This is a genomic window from Caballeronia sp. AZ1_KS37 (genome assembly GCF_023631165.1).
Classification (GTDB): Bacteria; Pseudomonadota; Gammaproteobacteria; order Burkholderiales; family Burkholderiaceae; genus Caballeronia; species Caballeronia zhejiangensis.
Genome location: NZ_JALQDP010000043.1, coordinates 214,468 through 232,551, shown reverse-complemented (window position 1 = coordinate 232,551; position 18,084 = coordinate 214,468). Strand labels below are relative to the sequence as shown.

The window sequence follows — 18,084 nt, the reverse complement described above, 5'->3', positions numbered from 1 at the left end:
CGCCTATACTGTCCGTCCCTCCAATACGAGAGCCCGAACGGCCGGAGACATCGATGGACCTCGCAAAACTCGAGGCGTTCGTTTGCGTCGCGGAGCTCGGCAGCCTGTCGAAAGCCGCCGCGCGTTACGGTCTCGTGCCGTCGGCGCTGAGCCGCCAGTTGTCCGCGCTGGAGACGGAATGCCGTGGACGCCTGCTGCATCGCACCGGGCGCGGCGTCTCGCTCACGGAGCTGGGCGAGCGCATCCTGCCGAAAGCGCGCGCGCTGCTCAACGACGCTAGGTCGCTCGAAGCCGAAATCAGCGAAAGCGCGGGCACGGTGCGCGGCACCGTGCGTATCGCGTGCCTGCCGTCCATCGCCAGTTCGTTGATGACCAAGGTCGTCAGCGAGGCGAGAAAGGCGCTGCCCGATGTGATCATTCACGCGTCGGAAGGCCTGAGCGGCAACATCGAACAATGGCTGGCGACGGGCGTCTGTGATCTCGGCTTCGTGCTGCGCAAGGGCGCGGGCTGCGTGTTCGAGCAACCCGTCGCGAAGATTCAGCTTTGCCTCGTCGGGCCACCCGGCGATCCGCTCACGCAGGACGAGACGATTCCGCTCGCGCGGCTCGCAGGCGTGCCGGTGCTCCAGCCGGGCGCGCCGAATGCCATGCGCCTGAGTCTGGAACACACCGCGCGTCAGCATGGCTTCAGCTGGAACGTGGTCGCGGAGATGGAGTCGGTCGCGCTGACGAAGGAAATGGTCATCGCGGGCATCGGCTATGGGGTGCTGTCGATGGCATCGGTGCTGCCAGAGATTCAGCGCGGTCGCCTGAGCGCCGCGCGCATCGTCGAGCCCGTGCTGGAGCGGCCGATCTACCTGAGCGCGTCGTCGACGCGGCCTTCGACGGTCGCGGTGCGCCATGTATCGCGGCTCATCCGCGAAGCGGCGCAGGAGCTTGCTCCCGCGATGGGCTGGACCTTTCCCGCCGAGGGTCTCGATCTCGCGCCTGAAGACGGCGCGCTCGACGCCGATTGAGCGGTTTATCGGCAGCCGTTCCCGTTTGCTCATAGCTGCTTTGCCGGGCGTGGCGTAGGCAGGCGCAAAACGCTCGCATACAGTCTCTCTAAACGATGCACGAAGGGAGACGAGTCTTGTACCAGGCAGAAGCGAGCGGCTTTCACGATACCGGCGAAGTGAGCCTGCGCTATGACGTGCGCGGCAGCGGGGCAGGGATGGTGCTGTTCCATGAACTGGGCGGCAGCGTGCATAGCTGGGACGGCGTCATCGACGCGTTGAGCGCGCAGTTCCGCGTGCTGCGTTTCGATCAGCGCGGACATGGCCTGTCCGAAAAGGTGCGCCGTCCTTTCTGCATGACGGATCATGCGAACGATGCGATGCAGCTCGCGCGGCATCTCGCGTTCGATGGGCAGCTGTGGCTCGTCGGCGTCGCGGCGGGCGCCGCCGCCGCGCTGGCATTCGCCGCGCGCTTCGCGGATCGCGTCGCGGGGATCGTGCTCTGCGCGCCCGCGCTTTCGACGGATGCCGCGCGCCGTTCATATCTCGAAGCGCGCATGCAGCAAGTGGAGCAATCCGGCATGCGTGCCATCGCCGATGCATCGCTGGACCGTTCTTATCCCGCCGATCAACGCGCGGACACCCGCTTCGACACCTATCGCGCGCGCTGGCTCGCCAACGATCCCGTGTCCTATGGTCTCGCCAATGGCGCGCTGATCGACTTCACACTCGATGATCGGCTTTCATCGATCGACTGTCCTTGTCTGCTGCTGGCGGGCAGGCGAGATCCGCTGCGTCCGCCTTCCTACGTGCGGTCGCTGGTGCCGCTCTTCGCGGATGCGCGCTACGCCGAACTCGATTGCGCTCATGTGATGCCGGTCCAGGCGCCCGATGAACTCACCCGGCACATTCTCGACTTCACGCGTGACTGCCGCGCGCATCCCGGAGTACACGCATGACGTCAAACGCTCTCTTGCTCGTTTTGATGGAGCCGCCCGCGGCCCTCGAAGAAGAGTTCAACGACTGGTACGACACCGAGCATTTTCCGCAGCGCCGCGCGATGCCGGGCTTCGAGTCGGCATCGCGCTGGGTGTGCGTGGATGGCTGGCCGCGCTATGGCGCGCTCTACGATCTCGAATCGCCCGATGCGCTGCGCAGCGACGCCTATCTCGCCGCATCCGGCGCGCAGTCCACGCCGTGGAGCAAGCGCATGCTGCCGCGCACATGTGGACGTCGCAGGATCATCGCGACGGCTTTGAGCGCAGATACGCCGCACCGCCATGACCGTCCGGTATCCCGTCTGCTCATCGCGTGTTATCCGCGCGTGAAGGAGTCGCACGCGCTGCTCGCGCAGGCTCACGAACGTCTCGCCGCGCGCAACGACGTCGTGCATGTTCGTGGCTTCGAAGAGTGCGAGGACGACGCCACGTCGCTCTGGCTGATGGTCGGCTTCGACGCGCCGATCTCCGCCGCCGTGCTTCACGAGCCGCTGGCAGCACTGAAGGGACACGGCGCGAACGTGTTCAACCTGTACGTTCCCTACACGCGAGGCTGACGGCATGAGCAACGCGAGCACGCTTCATACATCGCGCCGGGGTGAATGCTTTCACCTGCATACGCCGCGCGGACTGTTGAATTGCAGACTCGACGGTAACCCCGATGGCCCTGCGATCGTCTTCAGCAATTCCCACGCGACCGATCTTTCGCTGTGGTCCGCGCAAGTCGCTTCGCTCGCGGATCGATGCAACGTGATTCGCTACGATCAGCGCGGACACGGCATGACGCCCGTGTCGTCGGACGAAGTGACCTTCGACGCGCTCGCGCAGGATGTCGTGGCCGTTCTCGATGCGCTCGATGTCGAACGCGCGCTGCTCGTCGGCGTATCGATGGGCGCGGTGACGATGCTGCGTTGCGCTGCGCTCCATCCTTCGCGCGTGGCGGGCGTGCTCGCCTGCGATGGTCAGTGGTCCGCGCCATCCGGCGCGCGCGAGACCTGGGACGCGCGCATGCGAATCGCGATGGACGAAGGCATGGCGGCGCTCGTCGAACCCACGGTGTCGCGCTGGTTCACGGCAGGTTCGCTCGCCCACGCGACGGACGGCGTGCGGCACGCGCGACGCATGATCGGCGCGACCTCCGCCGCGGGCTACATCGCCGCCGCCCGCGCGATGCAGTCGTACGACTTTCGCGCGGACTATCCGCATCTGCGCGTGCCGGCGCGCTATGTCGTCGGCGCGAACGATGGCGCGCTCCCCGCTGTGATGCGGCAAATGAGCGACGCGACCCCCGACGCGCGCTACATGATGATTCCCGATGCGGGCCATCTGCCCAATCTCGAATGCCCGGAAACGTTCAACGACGTGCTTCGATGCTTTGTCGCGGAGCTGGCATGACGACACGACCGACACCCATGAAACGAATCGCCGATCTCGATGTATCCGCGCTCGATGCCGAACAGGCGCAAGTGCACGCGGCCATCGCTGCCGGTCCGCGCGGCGGCGTGCGCGGACCGCTGGCCGTATGGCTGCATCGACCGAAGCTGGCCATGCATGCGCAGGCGTTGGGCCAGTATTGCCGCTACGAAACCTGTTTGCCCGCGCGGTTGTCCGAGCTCGCCATCATCGTGACGGGCGCGATCTGGCAATCGGCGTACGAGTGGGAAGCGCACGCGCCGCTCGCGTTGCAGGCGGGACTCGCGCCCGATATCGTCGATGCCATTCGCGATGGCGTCACGCCGGCCTTCACGGCGCGCGATGAACAGGCGGTGCACGACTTCGTGACCGCGCTGCATCGCGAGCGCGCCGTTTCCGATGCACTGTACGCGCACGCCGTCGAGGTGCTCGGGCAGGACGCGGTGATCGATCTCGTCGGCCTGGCGGGCTACTACACGCTGATCTCGATGACGATCAACGCGTTCGGTGTTCAAGCGAAGCAGGCGGTGACGTTCGGCGGAGACCGCTCATGATGCACACGGATATCGTCGAGATCGACAGCGGGCGCATCGAAGGCCTCGTCAGCGAAGATGGCGCCTGCCGCGTGTTCAAAGGCATTCCGTTCGCCGCGCCGCCCGTCGGTCCGTTGCGCTGGCGCGCGCCGCAGCCGGTCGAGCCGTGGCAGGGCGTGCGGCGCGCCGATCGCTTCGGCCCCGCGCCGGTGCAGCCGCTCATCGCGGGCGACAGCATCATGCGGCAGTTCTCGTTCGCGAGTCCACCCGAATGCGGCATCAGCGAAGATTGCCTGTATCTGAACGTATGGACCGGCGCGCGTGCTTCCGGCGAGAAGCGGCCCGTGATCGTGTGGATCTTCGGCGGCGGGCATCGGGTCGGGAGCGCGTCGCATCCCGTCGCGGACGGCACGCAGCTCGCGAAGCTCGGCGCGGTCGTCGTGTCGGTGAACTACCGGCTCGGCGCGCTCGGCTATCTCGCGCATCCCGAGTTGACGCGCGAGACGGGCGCGTCGGGCAACTACGCTGGTCTCGATCTCGTGGCCGCGTTGCAATGGGTGAGGCGCAACATCGACGCGTTCGGCGGCGATCCTTCCTGCGTGACGCTCTTCGGGCAATCGGCGGGCGCGGCGCATGTGAACGTGCTTGCCGCGTCGCCGCGCGCGCGGGGGCTGTTTCATCGCGTGATCGTGCATAGTTCCGGGCGCTTCGCAGGCGGGCCGATGGGCGCGCCGATGAAAACGCTCGCCGAAGCGGAACAGGACGGCGAACGTCTGCTCGCGAGCCTCGGCGCTCGCTCGCTCGATGAACTGCGCAACATGCCCGCCGATGCCATGACGGGTCCGCGCGGCATGTGGAATCCGATCATCGACGGCGCGCTTCTCGCCGACAGCGTGCAGGCCGTGTTCGAACGCGGCGGCGAAACGCGCGTGCCCGTGCTCACGGGCTATACGTCGAATGAAGCCGCGCCGTATCCGCAGACCGATCTGCATACGCGCGAAGGTTTCATGCGTCACGCATCGAATACTTATGGCGACGACGCCGAGGCTTTCCTGCGGCTCTATCCGCATGCGATGGACGAGGAGGCCGCGCAGTCCAGCTATCTGCTCCGGCGCGACACGGCGTTCGCCTATCAGCCGTACAAGTACGCGCAGTTCGCGGCGCGCGCGGGCATCGTGGATACCTGGCTTTTCAATTTCGAGCGTGAGGTGCCCTTGCCGCAGACGGCGCGCTTTCACGAGCCGCCGCCGCCGCATGGCTACGGCGCGTATCACGGCGCGGAGCTCTGGTATGTGTTCGATACCTTGAAGCAGCAGCCCTGGGCGTGGACCGCGCAAGACGAACGTATCGCGCGTCACATGTCGCGTAGCTGGGTGGCTTTCGCGCGCACCGGCAATCCGAATGTCGACGGCCTGCCCGCATGGCCCGCCTTCATGCCGCAAGCGCCGCTCGCGATGCGCTTCGGCGAACGCATCGAAGCAGGCGAGCCGCTCAATCGTGAAGCGCTCGAATTTCACGACGCCCGGTTTCAGCGCGCGCGATCGGCCGCGCGTGAGACCGTTCCGAACGCATGAATAGCATGAACACTACGTGGAGACCCGTTCAATGAGCAGCATCGAATTCTGGCATGACCATGCGGGCATCAGCGTGCCCAATCTCGACGAATCGATTGCGTGGTACGAAGGCGTGCTCGGCTTCACCGTCGAGCGCCGCAACACCATCGAATCGATTCCCGCCGAAGTGGCGATCCTGATCAACGGAAATTTGCGCCTCGAACTGTTTCAGGTGCCGGGCGCGAAGCCTCCCGCCGAGGACCGCAGCCTGCCGAACGAGGACCTCAAGACCTTCGGCAACAAGCACGTTTCATTCGCGGCGGAAGACGTGTTCGCGCTCGCCGACGAGCTCAAGGCGCGCGGCGCCGATATCGTCTGGGTCAAGAAATTTCCCTTCGGCTCGAATCTTTTCATGCGCGACAACGCGGGCAACCTGATCGAGTTCGTGCAGCGCGCGAAGCCGCCGGTCCAGCCCGCCACGCTCTGATCGCAACGGAGAGACGACATCATGCAAAGCCTCTGTCTCGCCGATGCGAGCCGCATTCTCGAAGCCGCGCTCGCCGCCGCGCGCGAGCGCCATCACAAGCCGATGGCGGTCGTCGTGCTCGATGACGCCGGGCATCTGAAGGCCATGCAGCGCGAGGACGGCGCGAGCATGCTGCGCTTCGATATCGCGCAGGGCAAGGCGTATGCGGCGGCCGGGATGGGCGTCGCGAGCCGCGCGCTGCACGAGCGCGCCAAAGACAATCCCGCATTTTTCGGCGCGCTCTCCGCGACCGCGCAGGGCAAGTTCGTCCCGCAAACGGGCGCGGTCGTGATCATCGGCAGCGAGGGGCAGGTGCTGGGCGCGGTCGGCGCGAGCGGCGGCACGGGCGACGAGGACGAAGCCATTTGCATCGCCGGCCTCGAAGCGGCCGGCTTCACGCATCGCTGAGGCGCTCATGCATCACACGAGCCATTGTTCATGTGCGAAGGGCGGCGTCGATATCCATACGCATGTCGTGCCCGCATCGTTTCCGGCGAGCGTCGCGGGACGCGTCCCGGCCGGCTGGCCGTCGATGGAGCCGGCGCACGCGTGCCATCGTCACGTGATGATCGACGGCAGGCGCTATCGGACCGTCTCCGAGCAGTGCTGGGACGTGCCGCACCGTATCGCCGACATGGACGCGCAGCGTATCGGCCTGCAGGCGCTTTCGCCGATGCCCGAGCTGCTCTCGTACTGGATGAGCGAAGCCGACGCGCTGCCGTTGCTGAACTACGTGAACGATGTCATCGGTGAGATGGTGGCGCAAAGCGGCGGCCGCATGATCGGGCTCGGCGCGGTGCCGCTGCAAAGCGTCGATACGGCCATCGCCGAACTGGAGCGGCTGATGCGGGAGCCGGGCTTCGCGGGCGTCGAGATCGGCAGCAACGTGAACGGCGCACCCATCGGCGCAATGCAATTCGATCCGTTTTTCGAAGCGGCCGAAGGGCTCGCCGCGGCCGTGTTCGTGCATGCGCTGCGGCCTGCGGGCAAGGAGCGGCTCATCGGTCCGCCGCAACTGGTTCAGGCGCTCGCGTATCCGACCGATGTCGGGCTCGCGGCGGCTTCTGCCATCTGCACGAATCTGATGGTGCGCCGTCCGCATCTGCGCATCGCGTTCAGTCATGGGGGCGGCACGCTCGCATCGCTGCTGCCGCGGCTCGAACAGGCGCGCACGGTATTCGCGCCGCTCGGTGATGCCATCGAGATGACGCCCGTCGAACAGGCGCGCCGCATGTATTACGACGCGCTCGTGTTCGACGCGCCGACGCTTTCGCATCTGCGAGCGATGTTCGGCGATACGCGAATCATGCTCGGCACCGATTATCCGTTCGCATTCTCCGATGCGATCGCGCGCGAACGCATCGAACGCGCCGTGCCGGACGAGGACGTTCGCGCGCGCTTGATCCATCGAAACGCCGAGTCCTTTCTCGGTTTGCAATGAAGGAGTCACACATGACACAGGGTCTCGTCACCGCGTTGCGCGGGATCGATATCGGGGTGCCGGATCTCGATCTGGCCACGCAGTTCTACACCGAGACGTGGCGGCTGTCGGTCGCCGCACGCGACGACGATGCGGTCTATCTGCGCGGCACCGGCGACGCGCATCACGTCCTCGCCCTGCATCGCAGCGAGACGCCGCAGGTGCGCGCGGTGGTGTTCGGCGTGCCGTCCATCGAGGCGCTGCACACGCTGGCGCGCAAGATTGCCGAGCACGGTGGCGCAATCCTTGGCGATCCGAAATCATCGACAGATCCGGCGGGTGGCGTCGAACTGGTCGCGCGCGATCCGCAAGGGCGATGCTTGCGCTTCGTGACCGGCGATGCGCGTCATGCCGATACGCAAGCCGCCGCCGACTGTCCCGTGAAGATCACGCATGTGGTGCTCAACAGCGAGAACGTCGCGCTCGCGCAGCGCTTCTTCGAGGACGCGCTCGGTTTCCGGCTCTCCGATCGCACGCGAATCATGGCGTTCATGCGCTGCGGTTCCGACCATCACAGCATCGCGCTCGCGGATGCGGAAGAGAACAGCCTCAATCACGTCGCGTTCCTGATGCCCGATCTCGATTCCGTGATGCGCGGCGGCGGACGCATGAACGACGCGGGCTATCCGATCGAATGGGGCGTCGGGCGGCACGGGCCGGGCAACAACGCGTTCGCGTATTTCGTGGGGCCGTTCGATTTCGTCATCGAGTACACGGCGGAAGTGCAGCAGGTGGACGACAGCTACAAAACCGGCGGGCCGGAAGACTGGAAATGGCCACCGGGACGCATCGATCAATGGGGCATCGGCAAGCCGCCGTCGCCTCGCTTGAAAGCCGCGCAGAAGGCGATTTTCTTCGCGTAGGACAGCGCGTTGCAGGCCTGAGCGCCGCGCTCTGAACAATCCGGAATCATTTCGAGGACTCACAAGTTGAAGCTGATCACATTCAAGACCGAAGCGGGATATCGCCTCGGCGTGCTGGACCAGGAACAGGTCGTCGATCTGGCGAAGGCGGATGCATCGATTCCCGCCGATCTGCGCGAGGCGTTGCGCGCCGGCATCGATATCGTGGCGGCCGCGCGCAAGGCGCTGGCCGACAGCGAGCACGAGCGCATGCCGATGGCGTCGCTCGAACTTGCGCCGCTCGTTCCCGAGCCGGGCAAGATCGTCTGCCTCGGGCATAACTACTACGACCACGCGAAGGAAGGCGGCAATCTCAAGCCGGAATATCCGCTGATCTTCTTCCGTGGAGCCAGTTCGCTGATCGCGCATGGCGATCCGGTGATTCGTCCGCAAGTGTCCGAGAAGCTCGATTACGAAGCGGAACTGGTCATGGTGATCGGCAAGCGCGCGCGGCATGTGAAGCGCGACAACGCGCTGGACTATGTGTTCGGTTATGCCTGCTTCAACGATGTCTCCGTGCGCGACTATCAGAAGCGCACGAGCCAATGGACCATCGGCAAGAATTTCGATGGCACTGGCGCGTTCGGTCCGTGGCTCGTCACCGCGGACGAGCTTCCGCCCGGCGCGCAAGGTCTGGATCTGCGGCTGCGGCTGAATGGCGAAGTCATGCAGCGCGCCAATACATCGGACATGATCTGGAGCGTGGCGGAGACCATCGAGTTGCTGACCGAATGCCTGACGCTCGAAGCCGGCGATGTCGTGGTGATGGGCACGCCCGCGGGCGTCGGCTGGGCGCGCAATCCGCCTGTGTGGCTGAAGCACGGAGACACGGTCGCCGTCGAGATCGATGGCATCGGCGTGCTTGAAAACGTGGTGCAAGACGAGGCGCGGACGCAATGACAGCCAACGATGAACGATTCGATGTGGTCGTCGTCGGCTTCGGTCCGTCCGGCGCGGTGGCGGCCGGATTGCTGGGGCAGAAGGGCGTCAGAACGCTGTGCGTCGATCGTGCGAAAGAGGTGTACGACAAGCCGCGCGCGATCGCCGTCGATCACGAGATCATGCGCGTGTTTCAGGGAATGGGCGTCGCGGATCGCGTGATGGAGCATGTCGCGGACTTTCCTGCTTCGGAGTTCTACGGTGTGGACGGCCGTCTGATCAAGCGTATCGACACCGTGCCGCAGCCGTATCCGCTCGGCTACACACCGACCATGGTGTTCACCCAGCCTCCCGTGGAAGCGGCGCTGCGCGAGCATGCGGCATCGTATCCGAGCGTCGAGGTGGCGCTCGGAACCGAGTTCGCCGGCTTTTCCGAGGAAGGGGACTGCGTGCATGTCGAACTTCGAGCGGAGGACGGCGGCATCCGGCGCGTGACGTGCCGGTATCTCATCGGTTGCGATGGCGCGTCGAGCACGGTGCGCGCGTCGCTCGGCATCGCGTACGAAGATCTGGAATTCGATGAGCCGTGGCTCGTCGTCGATGTGAAGGTCGACGAGCGAGGCCTGGCGAAGCTGCCGAAGACTGCCATCCAGTATTGCGAGCCGAGCCGCCCGTGCACGTATATCGTCGGGCCGGGCGGGCATCGGCGCTGGGAAATCATGTTGCAGGAAGACGAAGATCCGGCGCACATGCAGCAGGCGCCGCAGGTCTGGAAGCTGCTCGAACGATGGATGACGCCCGAGGACGGCGAGTTGTGGCGCGCGGCGAGCTATCGCTTCCATGCGCTGGTCGCGAAAGCGTGGCGGCACGGGCGCGTTTTCATCGCCGGCGATGCGGCCCATCAGCAGCCTCCGTTCATCGGTCAGGGCATGTGTCAGGGTATCCGCGATGTGACCAATCTGATCTGGAAGCTGGACGCCGTCATGCGGGGCGCGGCATCGGATGCATTGCTCGACAGCTACGAGACGGAACGCAAGGCGCATGTTCGCGAGTTGACGACACGCATCAAGGCGCTCGGCCGTGTCATCTGCGAACGCGATACTGCGGCGGCTCGCGCACGCGATCAGCGTCTGATCGACGAGGCGGGCGGGACGATCCGCACGGTCACGCGGCAGGAGATCGTTCCCGGATTGCGCGACGGCATGCTGAGCGGCACGGCGCATCCGGCCAACGGCACGCTGTTTCCGCAGCCCCGCGTGCGCGACGCTGCTGCAGTGAAGTTGCTCGATGAAGTCATCGGCTGCGGATGGCGCGTCGTGGTCGCCGATCCATCGCTGGTCAGCGACGGCGCGCGCGCTAAAGCGGCGGAACTAGGCGTGCATTGGTCCTGCTTGCAGCCGAATCCGCGCGACGCTGGGTTCGATGGGCAGGTCGTGCAGGAGACTGAAGGCGTGCTCGCGGGATGGTTCGAAAAGCATCAGTGCGGCGCTGCAATCGTGCGGCCCGATCACTACGTCTATGGTGTTTCCAGTGACGCGGCGCTTCTGGCAGGACAACTCGACGACCTGAGCGCCACGTTGCGCTAGCGTCGTCGTAACGCTCGTAATCCATACACACAACGATGAGACACAGGAGGAGCAGCATGAAAGTTCGCACGGCAGCAAGAGTCGGTATCGCGTGCATGGTGATGGCATCCACCGGACTCGCGATGGCTCAAGGTCCCGGTCAGGCGAGCGACGCGCCGGGCAAAGCTCCCGCATCGGGCGCGCAGGCGAGACCCGCCGACAGGCAACTGGCGAAGGACGTCCGGCGCGCGATCAGGAAGGCGGGGGGCGTCGACATGGCAGCCCTCAGCGTGCGCGTGAAGAGTGGCGTGGTGACGCTGGCTGGATCGGTGCCGTCCGCGATCGAGGCATCGAAGGCGGCAGAGGTTGCGAAAGGGGTGAGCGGCGTCACCGACGTCAGGAACAAGTTGACGGTGCAGACCGAAGAGAATTGAGGGCGAGATTTCGCGGCCGCGCGTCGGTATGAGCGCGGTCGTGCAATTGGGATCCCATGGTGAGAAAAACCGACAAAAGCGCGAGTCAACAGAGGAAAGTCTCAACGCTTCCGCTCACAGCCAGATTCTTTAGCTTGGCGAACAGCGAATGACCGGTGTACTTCTCGCACGAGACGTCACAATAGCGATGCGCTGACCGACCGCAAGGGGTCGGTTCCCGTCAGTGCGTCAATGGAAGTTACGGGTCGACGTGGCCAAGTTGCCAAGGAGTTCGGTCATGTCGACAAGTCGATTCGCGACAAGGTGCTTTACTTCGCCTTCCTTCTGCCAAACGCCATAGACGCCAAGCAGCGAAGCCCCGAGCGCTTCCCTCCGGAACTTCTCCACCAAAGACGGCCAGACGATCACATTAATTTGGCCGGTCTCATCCTCCAGCGTGATAAACAAGACTCCATTCGCCGTGCCCGGCCGCTGACGCACGGTGACGATCCCGCATGCCTTGGCAAGCCGACCGTTCGGATAAGTGGCGAGCTTCGACGCCGGGAATATCTTCTTTTCGCTGAGCCGTTCACGCAGCAACGCGAGAGGGTGCCGGTTCAATGTCAGGCCCGTCGAACGATAGTCGCTGACGATCTCCTGCGCCTCGTTTGGCGCGGCGAGCATCGGCAACTCTTCTTCGCGCGTGGTAGCGCGCAACAGGTCTTTGTCGGGCACCGCCGCTACCGCCTGCCAGAGGGCCTCGCGTCGGTTGCCAGATAGCGAGGAAAGGGCGTTCGCGTCCGCTAGTAGCTGCAGGTCGCGGCGATCGAGGCGGCCTCGGTTCGCAAGATCGTTGACCGACTCGAAGGGACGCACGGCTCGCGCGGCCTCGATGCGAGCAGCGGACTCGTCCCGCATGCCCCGAATCAGCGACATGCCGAGGCGCACCGGCGCCATCGAGCCGTCGCCTTCCAGGAACGAATCCCAGTTGCTGACCGTGACGTCGATCGGCAATACCCGCACCTTGTGACGCTTGGCATCCTGAACCAGTTGCGAAGGCGAGTAGAAGCCCATCGGCTGACTGTTAAGCATCGCGCACAGGAACGCAGCCGGTTCGTGGCACTTCAGCCAGCAGCTTGCATAGACGAGCAGGGCGAAGCTCGCGGCGTGGCTCTCCGGAAAGCCATACTCGCCGAAGCCCTGGATCTGCGCGAAGATCGATTCAGCGAACTCGCGGTCGTAGCCGCGATCGAGCATGCCGTTCACGATGCGGTCGTAGTAATGCTGTAGCCCGCCTTTGCGCTTCCACGCGGCCATTGCGCGCCGAAGCTGGTCGGCCTCGCCGGCGCTGAAGCCTGCGGCAAGCATCGCGACCTGCATCACCTGCTCCTGGAAGATCGGCACGCCGAGCGTGCGAGCCAGCGCGGTCTCCATCTCGGGCGAGGGGAACGACACCGCTTCCAGTCCTTGCCGCCGGCGCAGGTACGGATGCACCATGCCGCCCTGAACCGGTCCGGGACGAACGATCGCAACCTCGATCACGAGGTCGTAGAACTGGCGCGGCTGCAGGCGCGGCAACATGCTCATCTGCGCGCGGGACTCGATTTGGAACACGCCGACGGTATCGGCGCGGCAAATCATTTCGTAGGTCGCGGGATCTTCTGCTGGAATGTCCTGCAATTCAAACGGCTCGCCGCGCTGCTTGGCGATCAGGTCGAGCGTGCGTCGAATTGCTGAAAGCATGCCGAGCGCGAGCACATCGATCTTGAGCAGGCCGAGCGCTTCGAGGTCGTCCTTGTCCCACTGAATCACGCTGCGATCGACCATCGCGGCGTTTTCAATGGGCACGAGCCGCGAGAGCTTGCCGCGCGCAATGACAAAGCCGCCCGTGTGCTGCGAGAGATGGCGCGGGAAGTTCAGCAATTGCGACGCGAGGCTCGCCCACTGCTGAATGATTGGTGTCGACGTGTCGAGGCCTGACTCAACGAAACGATTCAGCAGGTCGGCACTGGAATCGAACCAGTGATGCGACTTCGCTACCTTGTCGACGATGATCGGATCGACGCCCAGCGCCTTGCCTGAGTCCCGCAGCGCGCTCTTGGGCCGATATGTCGTCACGGCGGCCGCTAATGCCGCGCGGGTGCGCGTGTATTTGCGATAGATGTACTGGATGACTTCTTCGCGGCGCTGGTGCTCAAAGTCCACGTCGATGTCGGGCGGCTCGCCGCGCTCCTTCGAGATGAAGCGTTCAAACAGCATGGAGCTGCGAGCGGGATCGACTTCCGTTACGCCCAGGCAGTAGCAGACCGCGGAGTTCGCCGCTGATCCGCGTCCCTGACAAAGGATTCCCTCGTTGCGCGCGAAGCGCACAAGGTCGTACACCGTCAGAAAGTACGGCTCGTACCGAAGCTCGGCGATGAGCGCGAGTTCGTGCTCGATCTGCGTCTGAACCTTGTGCGGGATGCCCTTCGGAAAGCGGCGATGCGCGCCGATGTACGTTTCCTGTCGCAGGTAGGCGGTCGGTGTGGTGCCTTCCGGGATTAGCTCGTCGGGATACTCGTACCGCAGTTCGTCCAACGAGAAGGTGCAGCGATTGGCGATCGTCAACGTCTCGGCCAGCGCTCGTTCCGGATACAGATTCGCGAGCCGCAGCCGTGCTCGCAAATGCTGCTCGGCGTTCTGCGCTAACTCGAACCCGCACTCGGCAATCGACCGGTTCAGGCGCACGGCAGTCAACGTATCCTGCAGCGGCTTGCGAGAACGTACGTGCATGGTTACAGCGCCGGTGGCAACGACCGGAACGGCGCGCTGGTCGGCGACGTACTCGACTATGCCGCGATGAATGTCGTCCATCGCGCGGGCGTGGAGCGTCAGCGCCGCCCAGCAGCGGCCCTCGAACGTGCGGGCGAGCCATTCCATCTGCGCATCGAGTCGCTCTTCCTTTGCCGGATATTCGGGCGAGAGGATGACGAGGCAGTCGGGCAGACCCTTCAGATGTTCGTGCGGCGCTTCGGGCCGCGCCAGATCGTTCGGCGTCAGTAGGTAGGTGCCCTTCGATGTGCGCGTGCGCGCGAGCGTGATGAGTTCCGACAGATTCCCATAGCCGTTGCGGTTCATGGCCAGCGCCGTGAAGGCGAGGGCGGGCGTGCCGTCGGCATTGGTCAACTGGAAGTGCGCGCCGACGATCAGCCGGATATTGGCCTCCTTCGCGGCGACGTGCGCGCGCACGATGCCCGCGAGCGAACACTCGTCGGTGATTGCGATCGCGAGATAGCCAAGCTGCTCGGCGCGCAGAATCAGTTCTTCCGAGTGCGAGGCGCCGCGCAGGAACGTGAAGTTGGAGAAGCACTGCAACTCGGCATAGCCGGGCAGCATGGAGGTGTACACGTCCATCGCTCACCCGAACAGACCGTGCAGGAACCATCGAGGATCTTCTTCGGCGCGACTACCGACGCGCTCACGGTAGATCCAATAGCAGGTGTGGTCGTCGGCTTCTGCGACAAAGTAATCGCGCGTGACGAGCTCGCCGCCCCACCATCCTGCTTCGACCCGCTCACCAGACGATACCGTGCGCAACGGACTGCCGTAGAACGGCCGGTGCTGGCGCGTCATCAACTGGATGGGCGTTTCGAGCAGCCATGAAGGGCGCGGCTGATCGCCGGGCAGCGGACAGCCTTTGACGTCGCTTGCGACCGGCACCCAGTTCGATACGATCTCGGGTCGATGGTCGGCCACAGGTGCCGCGCGCAACACGTTCTCGTGGCCAAGACGCGCGACGAGCAGTTCCATCAACCGGTTATGGTCGGCCGCGCTGCCGCCTGGCTCAGGGAATAGCGTGTCGGACGGCGGCTCCGCGGCTTCGACCTCATTGACTTCGAGGCGCACGGCGATGACCGCGGCCGCTAGCTCGACGCGCCCAAGCCGCTCTTTCAGCAAGCGCGTCAGGTGTTCCTCATGCCACGTGGGTTCCGCGAGCGCGACCTCAATCGTCGTTGGTGGCAACGCCGCGCGCCCGCGTTCGTGTTCGAGTTCGATTGAGAAGCGCGTGAGCGCCAGTTGTTTGCTCGCAAGCCAACCGGTCAATTGCACGATGAGCCGTCGAGCTACGAAGAGCACGGCTTCCGCATGCTCGACGCGATCCGGTAACTCGATCCGTGCATTGAACGACGGCGGCGTCTGTACCCACTCATAGAGTTCAGGCGCTTCGCCCACGGCGCGATCAAGCGTATCCAGCAGCGCGGTACCGCAGCGCTTCTTAAGACCGGCGCGCGGCAAGCGCCGCAGGTCCGCGACGCTCGTGCATCCGAGACCATCGAACCAGTCGGCATAGCGTCGCGCTTCCAACACCAGCAAGGCGGGCAAGCGCGGCAATTGCCGCATCAGCGAGCGGATGGAGAGACGGCGGCCGCCGCGATAGCGGGCCATGAGCCATGCACTCTGGCCAGTGGGCGCGACGCTCATCCGCACCGTGAAGCCGAAGGCGGAGAGCGAGGCGCGGATCGCGCGTCTGAGCGCGCGAACGCCACCGAACAAGCGCAAGCTCGCCGACACGTCGACCAGAACCGTCTGCTCCTCAGCGATCGACACTTGCGGGCTGAACTGCATGAGGGCGGTCGCCACATCGGCAACCGCCTGCCGCTCCTTCAGTTCGTCTTTGTCGTGAATGCGCGCATCGGGCGCGAGCGTGAGAACGCCGCCTTTGCGCATGCCTACGCGAACGCCTGCGTCGTGCGCTGCCTGATCGAGCGCGACGACACGCTCGTGATCGAGCACGACCAAGCCGGAAGTTGTCTCACTCGTGGACGACCAGCTCGGCTGGAAGACTTCTCGGCTGAGGTGCGGCAGATACACGCCGATCCACATTTGCATGGCGATTCAACAGGATAGGCGAATGGGTCAGTCCAACGACAAGCGGCTCGTCACGCGCCGGGCCGCGGCGCTTCACGAACTCCAATGAAACGCTGTCGCGCGCAGGGCGTACAGCAATGCGAAGCGGGGCAGGCGACGTATCGCTCGCAGCAGCGAGCGGTCGGACCATGAAGAACAGCGATTCGCTCGTCTGCGCGGCAAGGTGCAGGCGGCGTAGCGCTTCAGGTCGCACATGCGTTTGCCAGAAGATCAGTGCGCCGAACGTCCCCGCGCGAAGAATCTGCTCACCCGCCCACCGCCCATCGGCGGTCTTCTGAGCGCGCACGACGTTGATCGACGTCTCAGGCAGACCCCAGTAAGCCGCCGCTTCGGGTTGAAAGCGGTGAGGCGGCTGCAGAAAAGCAATGCGCCGTGACGCGACCGCCTTCAGCGCCGGCAGCAGCAATCGCATTTCACCCACGCCCGGCTGCTGCACCAGCAGATCGGTCAGCGCGCCCTTGGGCCAGCCACCTCCCGGCAGTTCCGCGGCAAGCGTCTCAGATCCACACGGCACGACGTTCACGCGAGCAGAGGCCAGTTGCGAACCTCGCCATAAACTTGGATGAATGTCTTCGAGGGCTAACGCTCCCATGTCGAACCCCGTACTGTATGTTTGTACAGTAGTCTACCGGAAGGACAGCGTTTTGGTATGTCGGAGAAGTGCAACAACTTTCTCAGCGCAAGTAAGCTTGTCGCAGTAAAACGTCAGTCTTAATTGCCGAATCAGTATGATTTACCTAGTTTCGGCGACGCCGGTTTCCGCCCGCGATGAGGGCGACTGTGCTCGCGCAAGCGCGATCAGTGCTGCAAAGGGTGCACAGACCCTCAGAACGAAGAATATTCCGTCGTGAGGACAGCGGTAGAGGGAGAAGAATCTCATTCCGCGCCAACGATTGCGAAAAGGCTAAGTTCCCCTCGCAAACGTTTACCCTGTGTAACTATTTGTTGCAAAGTGGCTTTTGTAATCAGACAATTCGTTCGCGCCTTGATTGACAGCGCGACGAGCAAGTCGAAATTACTCTCTGGTCTGCCGCTATGAACACCACCTCCGATCTCAGTGCTATCCGCGAATTGAACATGTCGTACCTCATGCTCGCGCAACGCGTTCTGGCATCGGACCGGGAAGCGGCACAGTCGCACTTGGGTCTCTCGGTGGATATGGCAGACATGCTTCTGAAGCTTTCGCCGGAACAGACGCTGAAACTCGCGTCGTCGTCGCAAGTGCTGTGCTTCTTCCGCATGAGCACGGATGCGATGCTCGCGGGCCTCGCCGGTCGCAGCCACGACGTTGTGGCGTCGCCCGTCGCTAACGACGTCCTTTTGGCGGCCTGATGATGACCACGACTACGCCTTCAAAGAGCCTCGCTGAGGAAGCTGCACAAGTCATGCGCGCCATCACGCTGATCAAGCTCGGCGCACGTATGCAAGTGCTGGAATCGGAAATCCCAACGATTTCGCGTGAGCGGCTCATTCGTCTGTATCGAGAAGTGAAGGGTGCATCGCCGCCCAAGGGCATGCTGCCGTTCTCGGAGGACTGGTATCTGACGTGGGCGCCGAACATCCATACGTCGATGTTCGCAAACGTCTACGCCTTTCTCGAAGCGAACAGCAAAGGCTTGGACCGCGTGGATCTGCTGACTCGCGCCTACTCGCTCTATGCCGAGCACTTCGACATGATCGGCGAGCCGTTGCAGATGGACCTGACGCGCGCCTGGACCTTCATCCGTTTCAAGGACGCCGGCATTCTGCGTCTTGCGGGCTGCACACGTTGCCGCGGCAAGTTCGTCGCGCACGCCCAAGAGCCGTCGCATTCGATGGTGTGTGGCATCTGCCAGCCGCCGTCACGAGCAGGCAAGACGAAAGCGGCCGCGAAAGCCGCGCTCGAGCGAGACGCCGCCTTGCAGGCAAAAGCGGCCTGA

Annotated in this window: 18 protein-coding genes; 15 read left to right on the top strand and 3 right to left on the bottom strand. The window is 64.3% G+C overall.

Features of this window, described 5'->3' with window-relative positions:
* The first annotated feature begins 53 nt into the window (after positions 1-53).
* From NCS00_RS30165 to NCS00_RS30105, 13 genes are all read left to right on the top strand, one after another.
* Positions 54-1,016, top strand: coding sequence for a LysR family transcriptional regulator (locus tag NCS00_RS30165; RefSeq protein ID WP_250441881.1), 963 nt, complete (start codon positions 54-56; stop codon positions 1,014-1,016).
* A 116-nt stretch (positions 1,017-1,132) separates the two neighbouring features.
* The gene (locus NCS00_RS30160; protein WP_250441880.1) at positions 1,133-1,954 is read left to right on the top strand and encodes an alpha/beta fold hydrolase; all 822 of its coding nucleotides are present in this window, start codon (positions 1,133-1,135) and stop codon (positions 1,952-1,954) included.
* Positions 1,951-2,550: a DUF4286 family protein gene (locus NCS00_RS30155; RefSeq protein WP_250441879.1), complete on the top strand. Its 600-nt coding sequence runs from the start codon at positions 1,951-1,953 to the stop codon at positions 2,548-2,550. Before NCS00_RS30160 ends, NCS00_RS30155 begins: the two co-directional genes overlap by 4 nt.
* A 4-nt stretch (positions 2,551-2,554) precedes the next feature.
* The gene (locus NCS00_RS30150; RefSeq protein WP_250441878.1) at positions 2,555-3,388 is read left to right on the top strand and encodes an alpha/beta fold hydrolase; all 834 of its coding nucleotides are present in this window, start codon (positions 2,555-2,557) and stop codon (positions 3,386-3,388) included.
* 17 nt (positions 3,389-3,405) lie between these two features.
* Positions 3,406-3,960 carry a carboxymuconolactone decarboxylase family protein gene (locus NCS00_RS30145; protein ID WP_250441877.1) on the top strand — a complete coding sequence of 185 codons (555 nt, stop codon included), beginning with the start codon at positions 3,406-3,408 and terminating at the stop codon, positions 3,958-3,960.
* Positions 3,957-5,513 (top strand): carboxylesterase/lipase family protein, encoded by a 1,557-nt coding sequence (locus tag NCS00_RS30140; protein ID WP_250441876.1) that lies wholly within the window; start codon positions 3,957-3,959, stop codon positions 5,511-5,513. Before NCS00_RS30145 ends, NCS00_RS30140 begins: the two co-directional genes overlap by 4 nt.
* Before the next feature lie 31 nt (positions 5,514-5,544).
* The gene (locus NCS00_RS30135) at positions 5,545-5,979 is read left to right on the top strand and encodes a VOC family protein (protein ID WP_250441875.1); all 435 of its coding nucleotides are present in this window, start codon (positions 5,545-5,547) and stop codon (positions 5,977-5,979) included.
* Between the two features lie 21 nt (positions 5,980-6,000).
* A complete protein-coding gene (locus tag NCS00_RS30130) occupies positions 6,001-6,426 on the top strand; it encodes a GlcG/HbpS family heme-binding protein (protein ID WP_250441874.1) in 426 nt (141 codons plus the stop codon).
* A 7-nt stretch (positions 6,427-6,433) separates the two neighbouring features.
* The gene (locus NCS00_RS30125; protein WP_250441873.1) at positions 6,434-7,459 is read left to right on the top strand and encodes an amidohydrolase family protein; all 1,026 of its coding nucleotides are present in this window, start codon (positions 6,434-6,436) and stop codon (positions 7,457-7,459) included.
* 11 nt (positions 7,460-7,470) lie between these two features.
* Positions 7,471-8,361: a VOC family protein gene (locus NCS00_RS30120; protein ID WP_250441872.1), complete on the top strand. Its 891-nt coding sequence runs from the start codon at positions 7,471-7,473 to the stop codon at positions 8,359-8,361.
* A 66-nt stretch (positions 8,362-8,427) separates the two neighbouring features.
* Positions 8,428-9,300 (top strand): fumarylacetoacetate hydrolase family protein, encoded by an 873-nt coding sequence (locus NCS00_RS30115; RefSeq protein ID WP_217192804.1) that lies wholly within the window; start codon positions 8,428-8,430, stop codon positions 9,298-9,300.
* The gene (gene mhpA, locus NCS00_RS30110) at positions 9,297-10,865 is read left to right on the top strand and encodes a bifunctional 3-(3-hydroxy-phenyl)propionate/3-hydroxycinnamic acid hydroxylase MhpA (protein WP_250441871.1); all 1,569 of its coding nucleotides are present in this window, start codon (positions 9,297-9,299) and stop codon (positions 10,863-10,865) included. Before NCS00_RS30115 ends, mhpA begins: the two co-directional genes overlap by 4 nt.
* Positions 10,866-10,921: 56 nt before the next feature.
* Positions 10,922-11,278 carry a BON domain-containing protein gene (locus NCS00_RS30105; protein WP_250441870.1) on the top strand — a complete coding sequence of 119 codons (357 nt, stop codon included), beginning with the start codon at positions 10,922-10,924 and terminating at the stop codon, positions 11,276-11,278.
* 228 nt (positions 11,279-11,506) lie between these two features.
* Here the strand turns inward: NCS00_RS30105 and NCS00_RS30100 are convergent, their stop codons facing one another.
* Genes NCS00_RS30100 through imuA form a run of 3 tightly spaced genes read right to left on the bottom strand, consistent with a single transcriptional unit; the run spans position 11,507 to position 16,757 of the window.
* Positions 11,507-14,650, bottom strand: a complete 3,144-nt coding sequence (locus NCS00_RS30100) for an error-prone DNA polymerase (protein ID WP_250441869.1) — start codon at positions 14,648-14,650, stop codon at positions 11,507-11,509.
* A gap of 3 nt (positions 14,651-14,653) precedes the next feature.
* Complete coding sequence (locus tag NCS00_RS30095) at positions 14,654-16,126, bottom strand: Y-family DNA polymerase (protein WP_250441868.1); 1,473 nt, start codon at positions 16,124-16,126, stop codon at positions 14,654-14,656.
* Positions 16,050-16,757: a translesion DNA synthesis-associated protein ImuA gene (gene imuA / locus NCS00_RS30090; RefSeq protein ID WP_250441867.1), complete on the bottom strand. Its 708-nt coding sequence runs from the start codon at positions 16,755-16,757 to the stop codon at positions 16,050-16,052. The genes NCS00_RS30095 and imuA overlap by 77 nt, the downstream gene beginning before the upstream one ends.
* Positions 16,758-17,200: 443 nt before the next feature.
* Here imuA and NCS00_RS30085 point away from each other — a divergent pair, with 443 nt between their 5' ends.
* Complete coding sequence (locus NCS00_RS30085) at positions 17,201-17,497, top strand: flagellar transcriptional regulator FlhD (RefSeq protein WP_250441866.1); 297 nt, start codon at positions 17,201-17,203, stop codon at positions 17,495-17,497.
* A 2-nt stretch (positions 17,498-17,499) separates the two neighbouring features.
* Entirely contained in the window at positions 17,500-18,084 is a 585-nt protein-coding gene (gene flhC, locus NCS00_RS30080; protein WP_250442080.1) for a flagellar transcriptional regulator FlhC, read from the top strand.

Excerpts from the sequence above, each read along its gene's own strand:
- NCS00_RS30165 (WP_250441881.1), top strand. The coding sequence starts at position 54 with ATGGACCTCGCAAAACTCGAGGCGTTCGTTTGCGTCGCGGAGCTCGGC.
- NCS00_RS30155 (WP_250441879.1), top strand. The coding sequence starts at position 1,951 with ATGACGTCAAACGCTCTCTTGCTCGTTTTGATGGAGCCGCCCGCGGCC.
- NCS00_RS30150 (WP_250441878.1), top strand. The coding sequence starts at position 2,555 with ATGAGCAACGCGAGCACGCTTCATACATCGCGCCGGGGTGAATGCTTT.
- NCS00_RS30145 (WP_250441877.1), top strand. The coding sequence starts at position 3,406 with ATGAAACGAATCGCCGATCTCGATGTATCCGCGCTCGATGCCGAACAG.
- NCS00_RS30140 (WP_250441876.1), top strand. The coding sequence starts at position 3,957 with ATGATGCACACGGATATCGTCGAGATCGACAGCGGGCGCATCGAAGGC.
- NCS00_RS30135 (WP_250441875.1), top strand. The coding sequence starts at position 5,545 with ATGAGCAGCATCGAATTCTGGCATGACCATGCGGGCATCAGCGTGCCC.
- NCS00_RS30130 (WP_250441874.1), top strand. The coding sequence starts at position 6,001 with ATGCAAAGCCTCTGTCTCGCCGATGCGAGCCGCATTCTCGAAGCCGCG.
- NCS00_RS30125 (WP_250441873.1), top strand. The coding sequence starts at position 6,434 with ATGCATCACACGAGCCATTGTTCATGTGCGAAGGGCGGCGTCGATATC.
- NCS00_RS30120 (WP_250441872.1), top strand. The coding sequence starts at position 7,471 with ATGACACAGGGTCTCGTCACCGCGTTGCGCGGGATCGATATCGGGGTG.
- mhpA (WP_250441871.1), top strand. The coding sequence starts at position 9,297 with ATGACAGCCAACGATGAACGATTCGATGTGGTCGTCGTCGGCTTCGGT.
- NCS00_RS30105 (WP_250441870.1), top strand. The coding sequence starts at position 10,922 with ATGAAAGTTCGCACGGCAGCAAGAGTCGGTATCGCGTGCATGGTGATG.
- NCS00_RS30100 (WP_250441869.1), bottom strand. The coding sequence starts at position 14,650 with ATGGACGTGTACACCTCCATGCTGCCCGGCTATGCCGAGTTGCAGTGC.
- NCS00_RS30095 (WP_250441868.1), bottom strand. The coding sequence starts at position 16,126 with ATGCAAATGTGGATCGGCGTGTATCTGCCGCACCTCAGCCGAGAAGTC.
- imuA (WP_250441867.1), bottom strand. The coding sequence starts at position 16,757 with ATGGGAGCGTTAGCCCTCGAAGACATTCATCCAAGTTTATGGCGAGGT.
- NCS00_RS30085 (WP_250441866.1), top strand. The coding sequence starts at position 17,201 with ATGAACACCACCTCCGATCTCAGTGCTATCCGCGAATTGAACATGTCG.
- flhC (WP_250442080.1), top strand. The coding sequence starts at position 17,500 with ATGACCACGACTACGCCTTCAAAGAGCCTCGCTGAGGAAGCTGCACAA.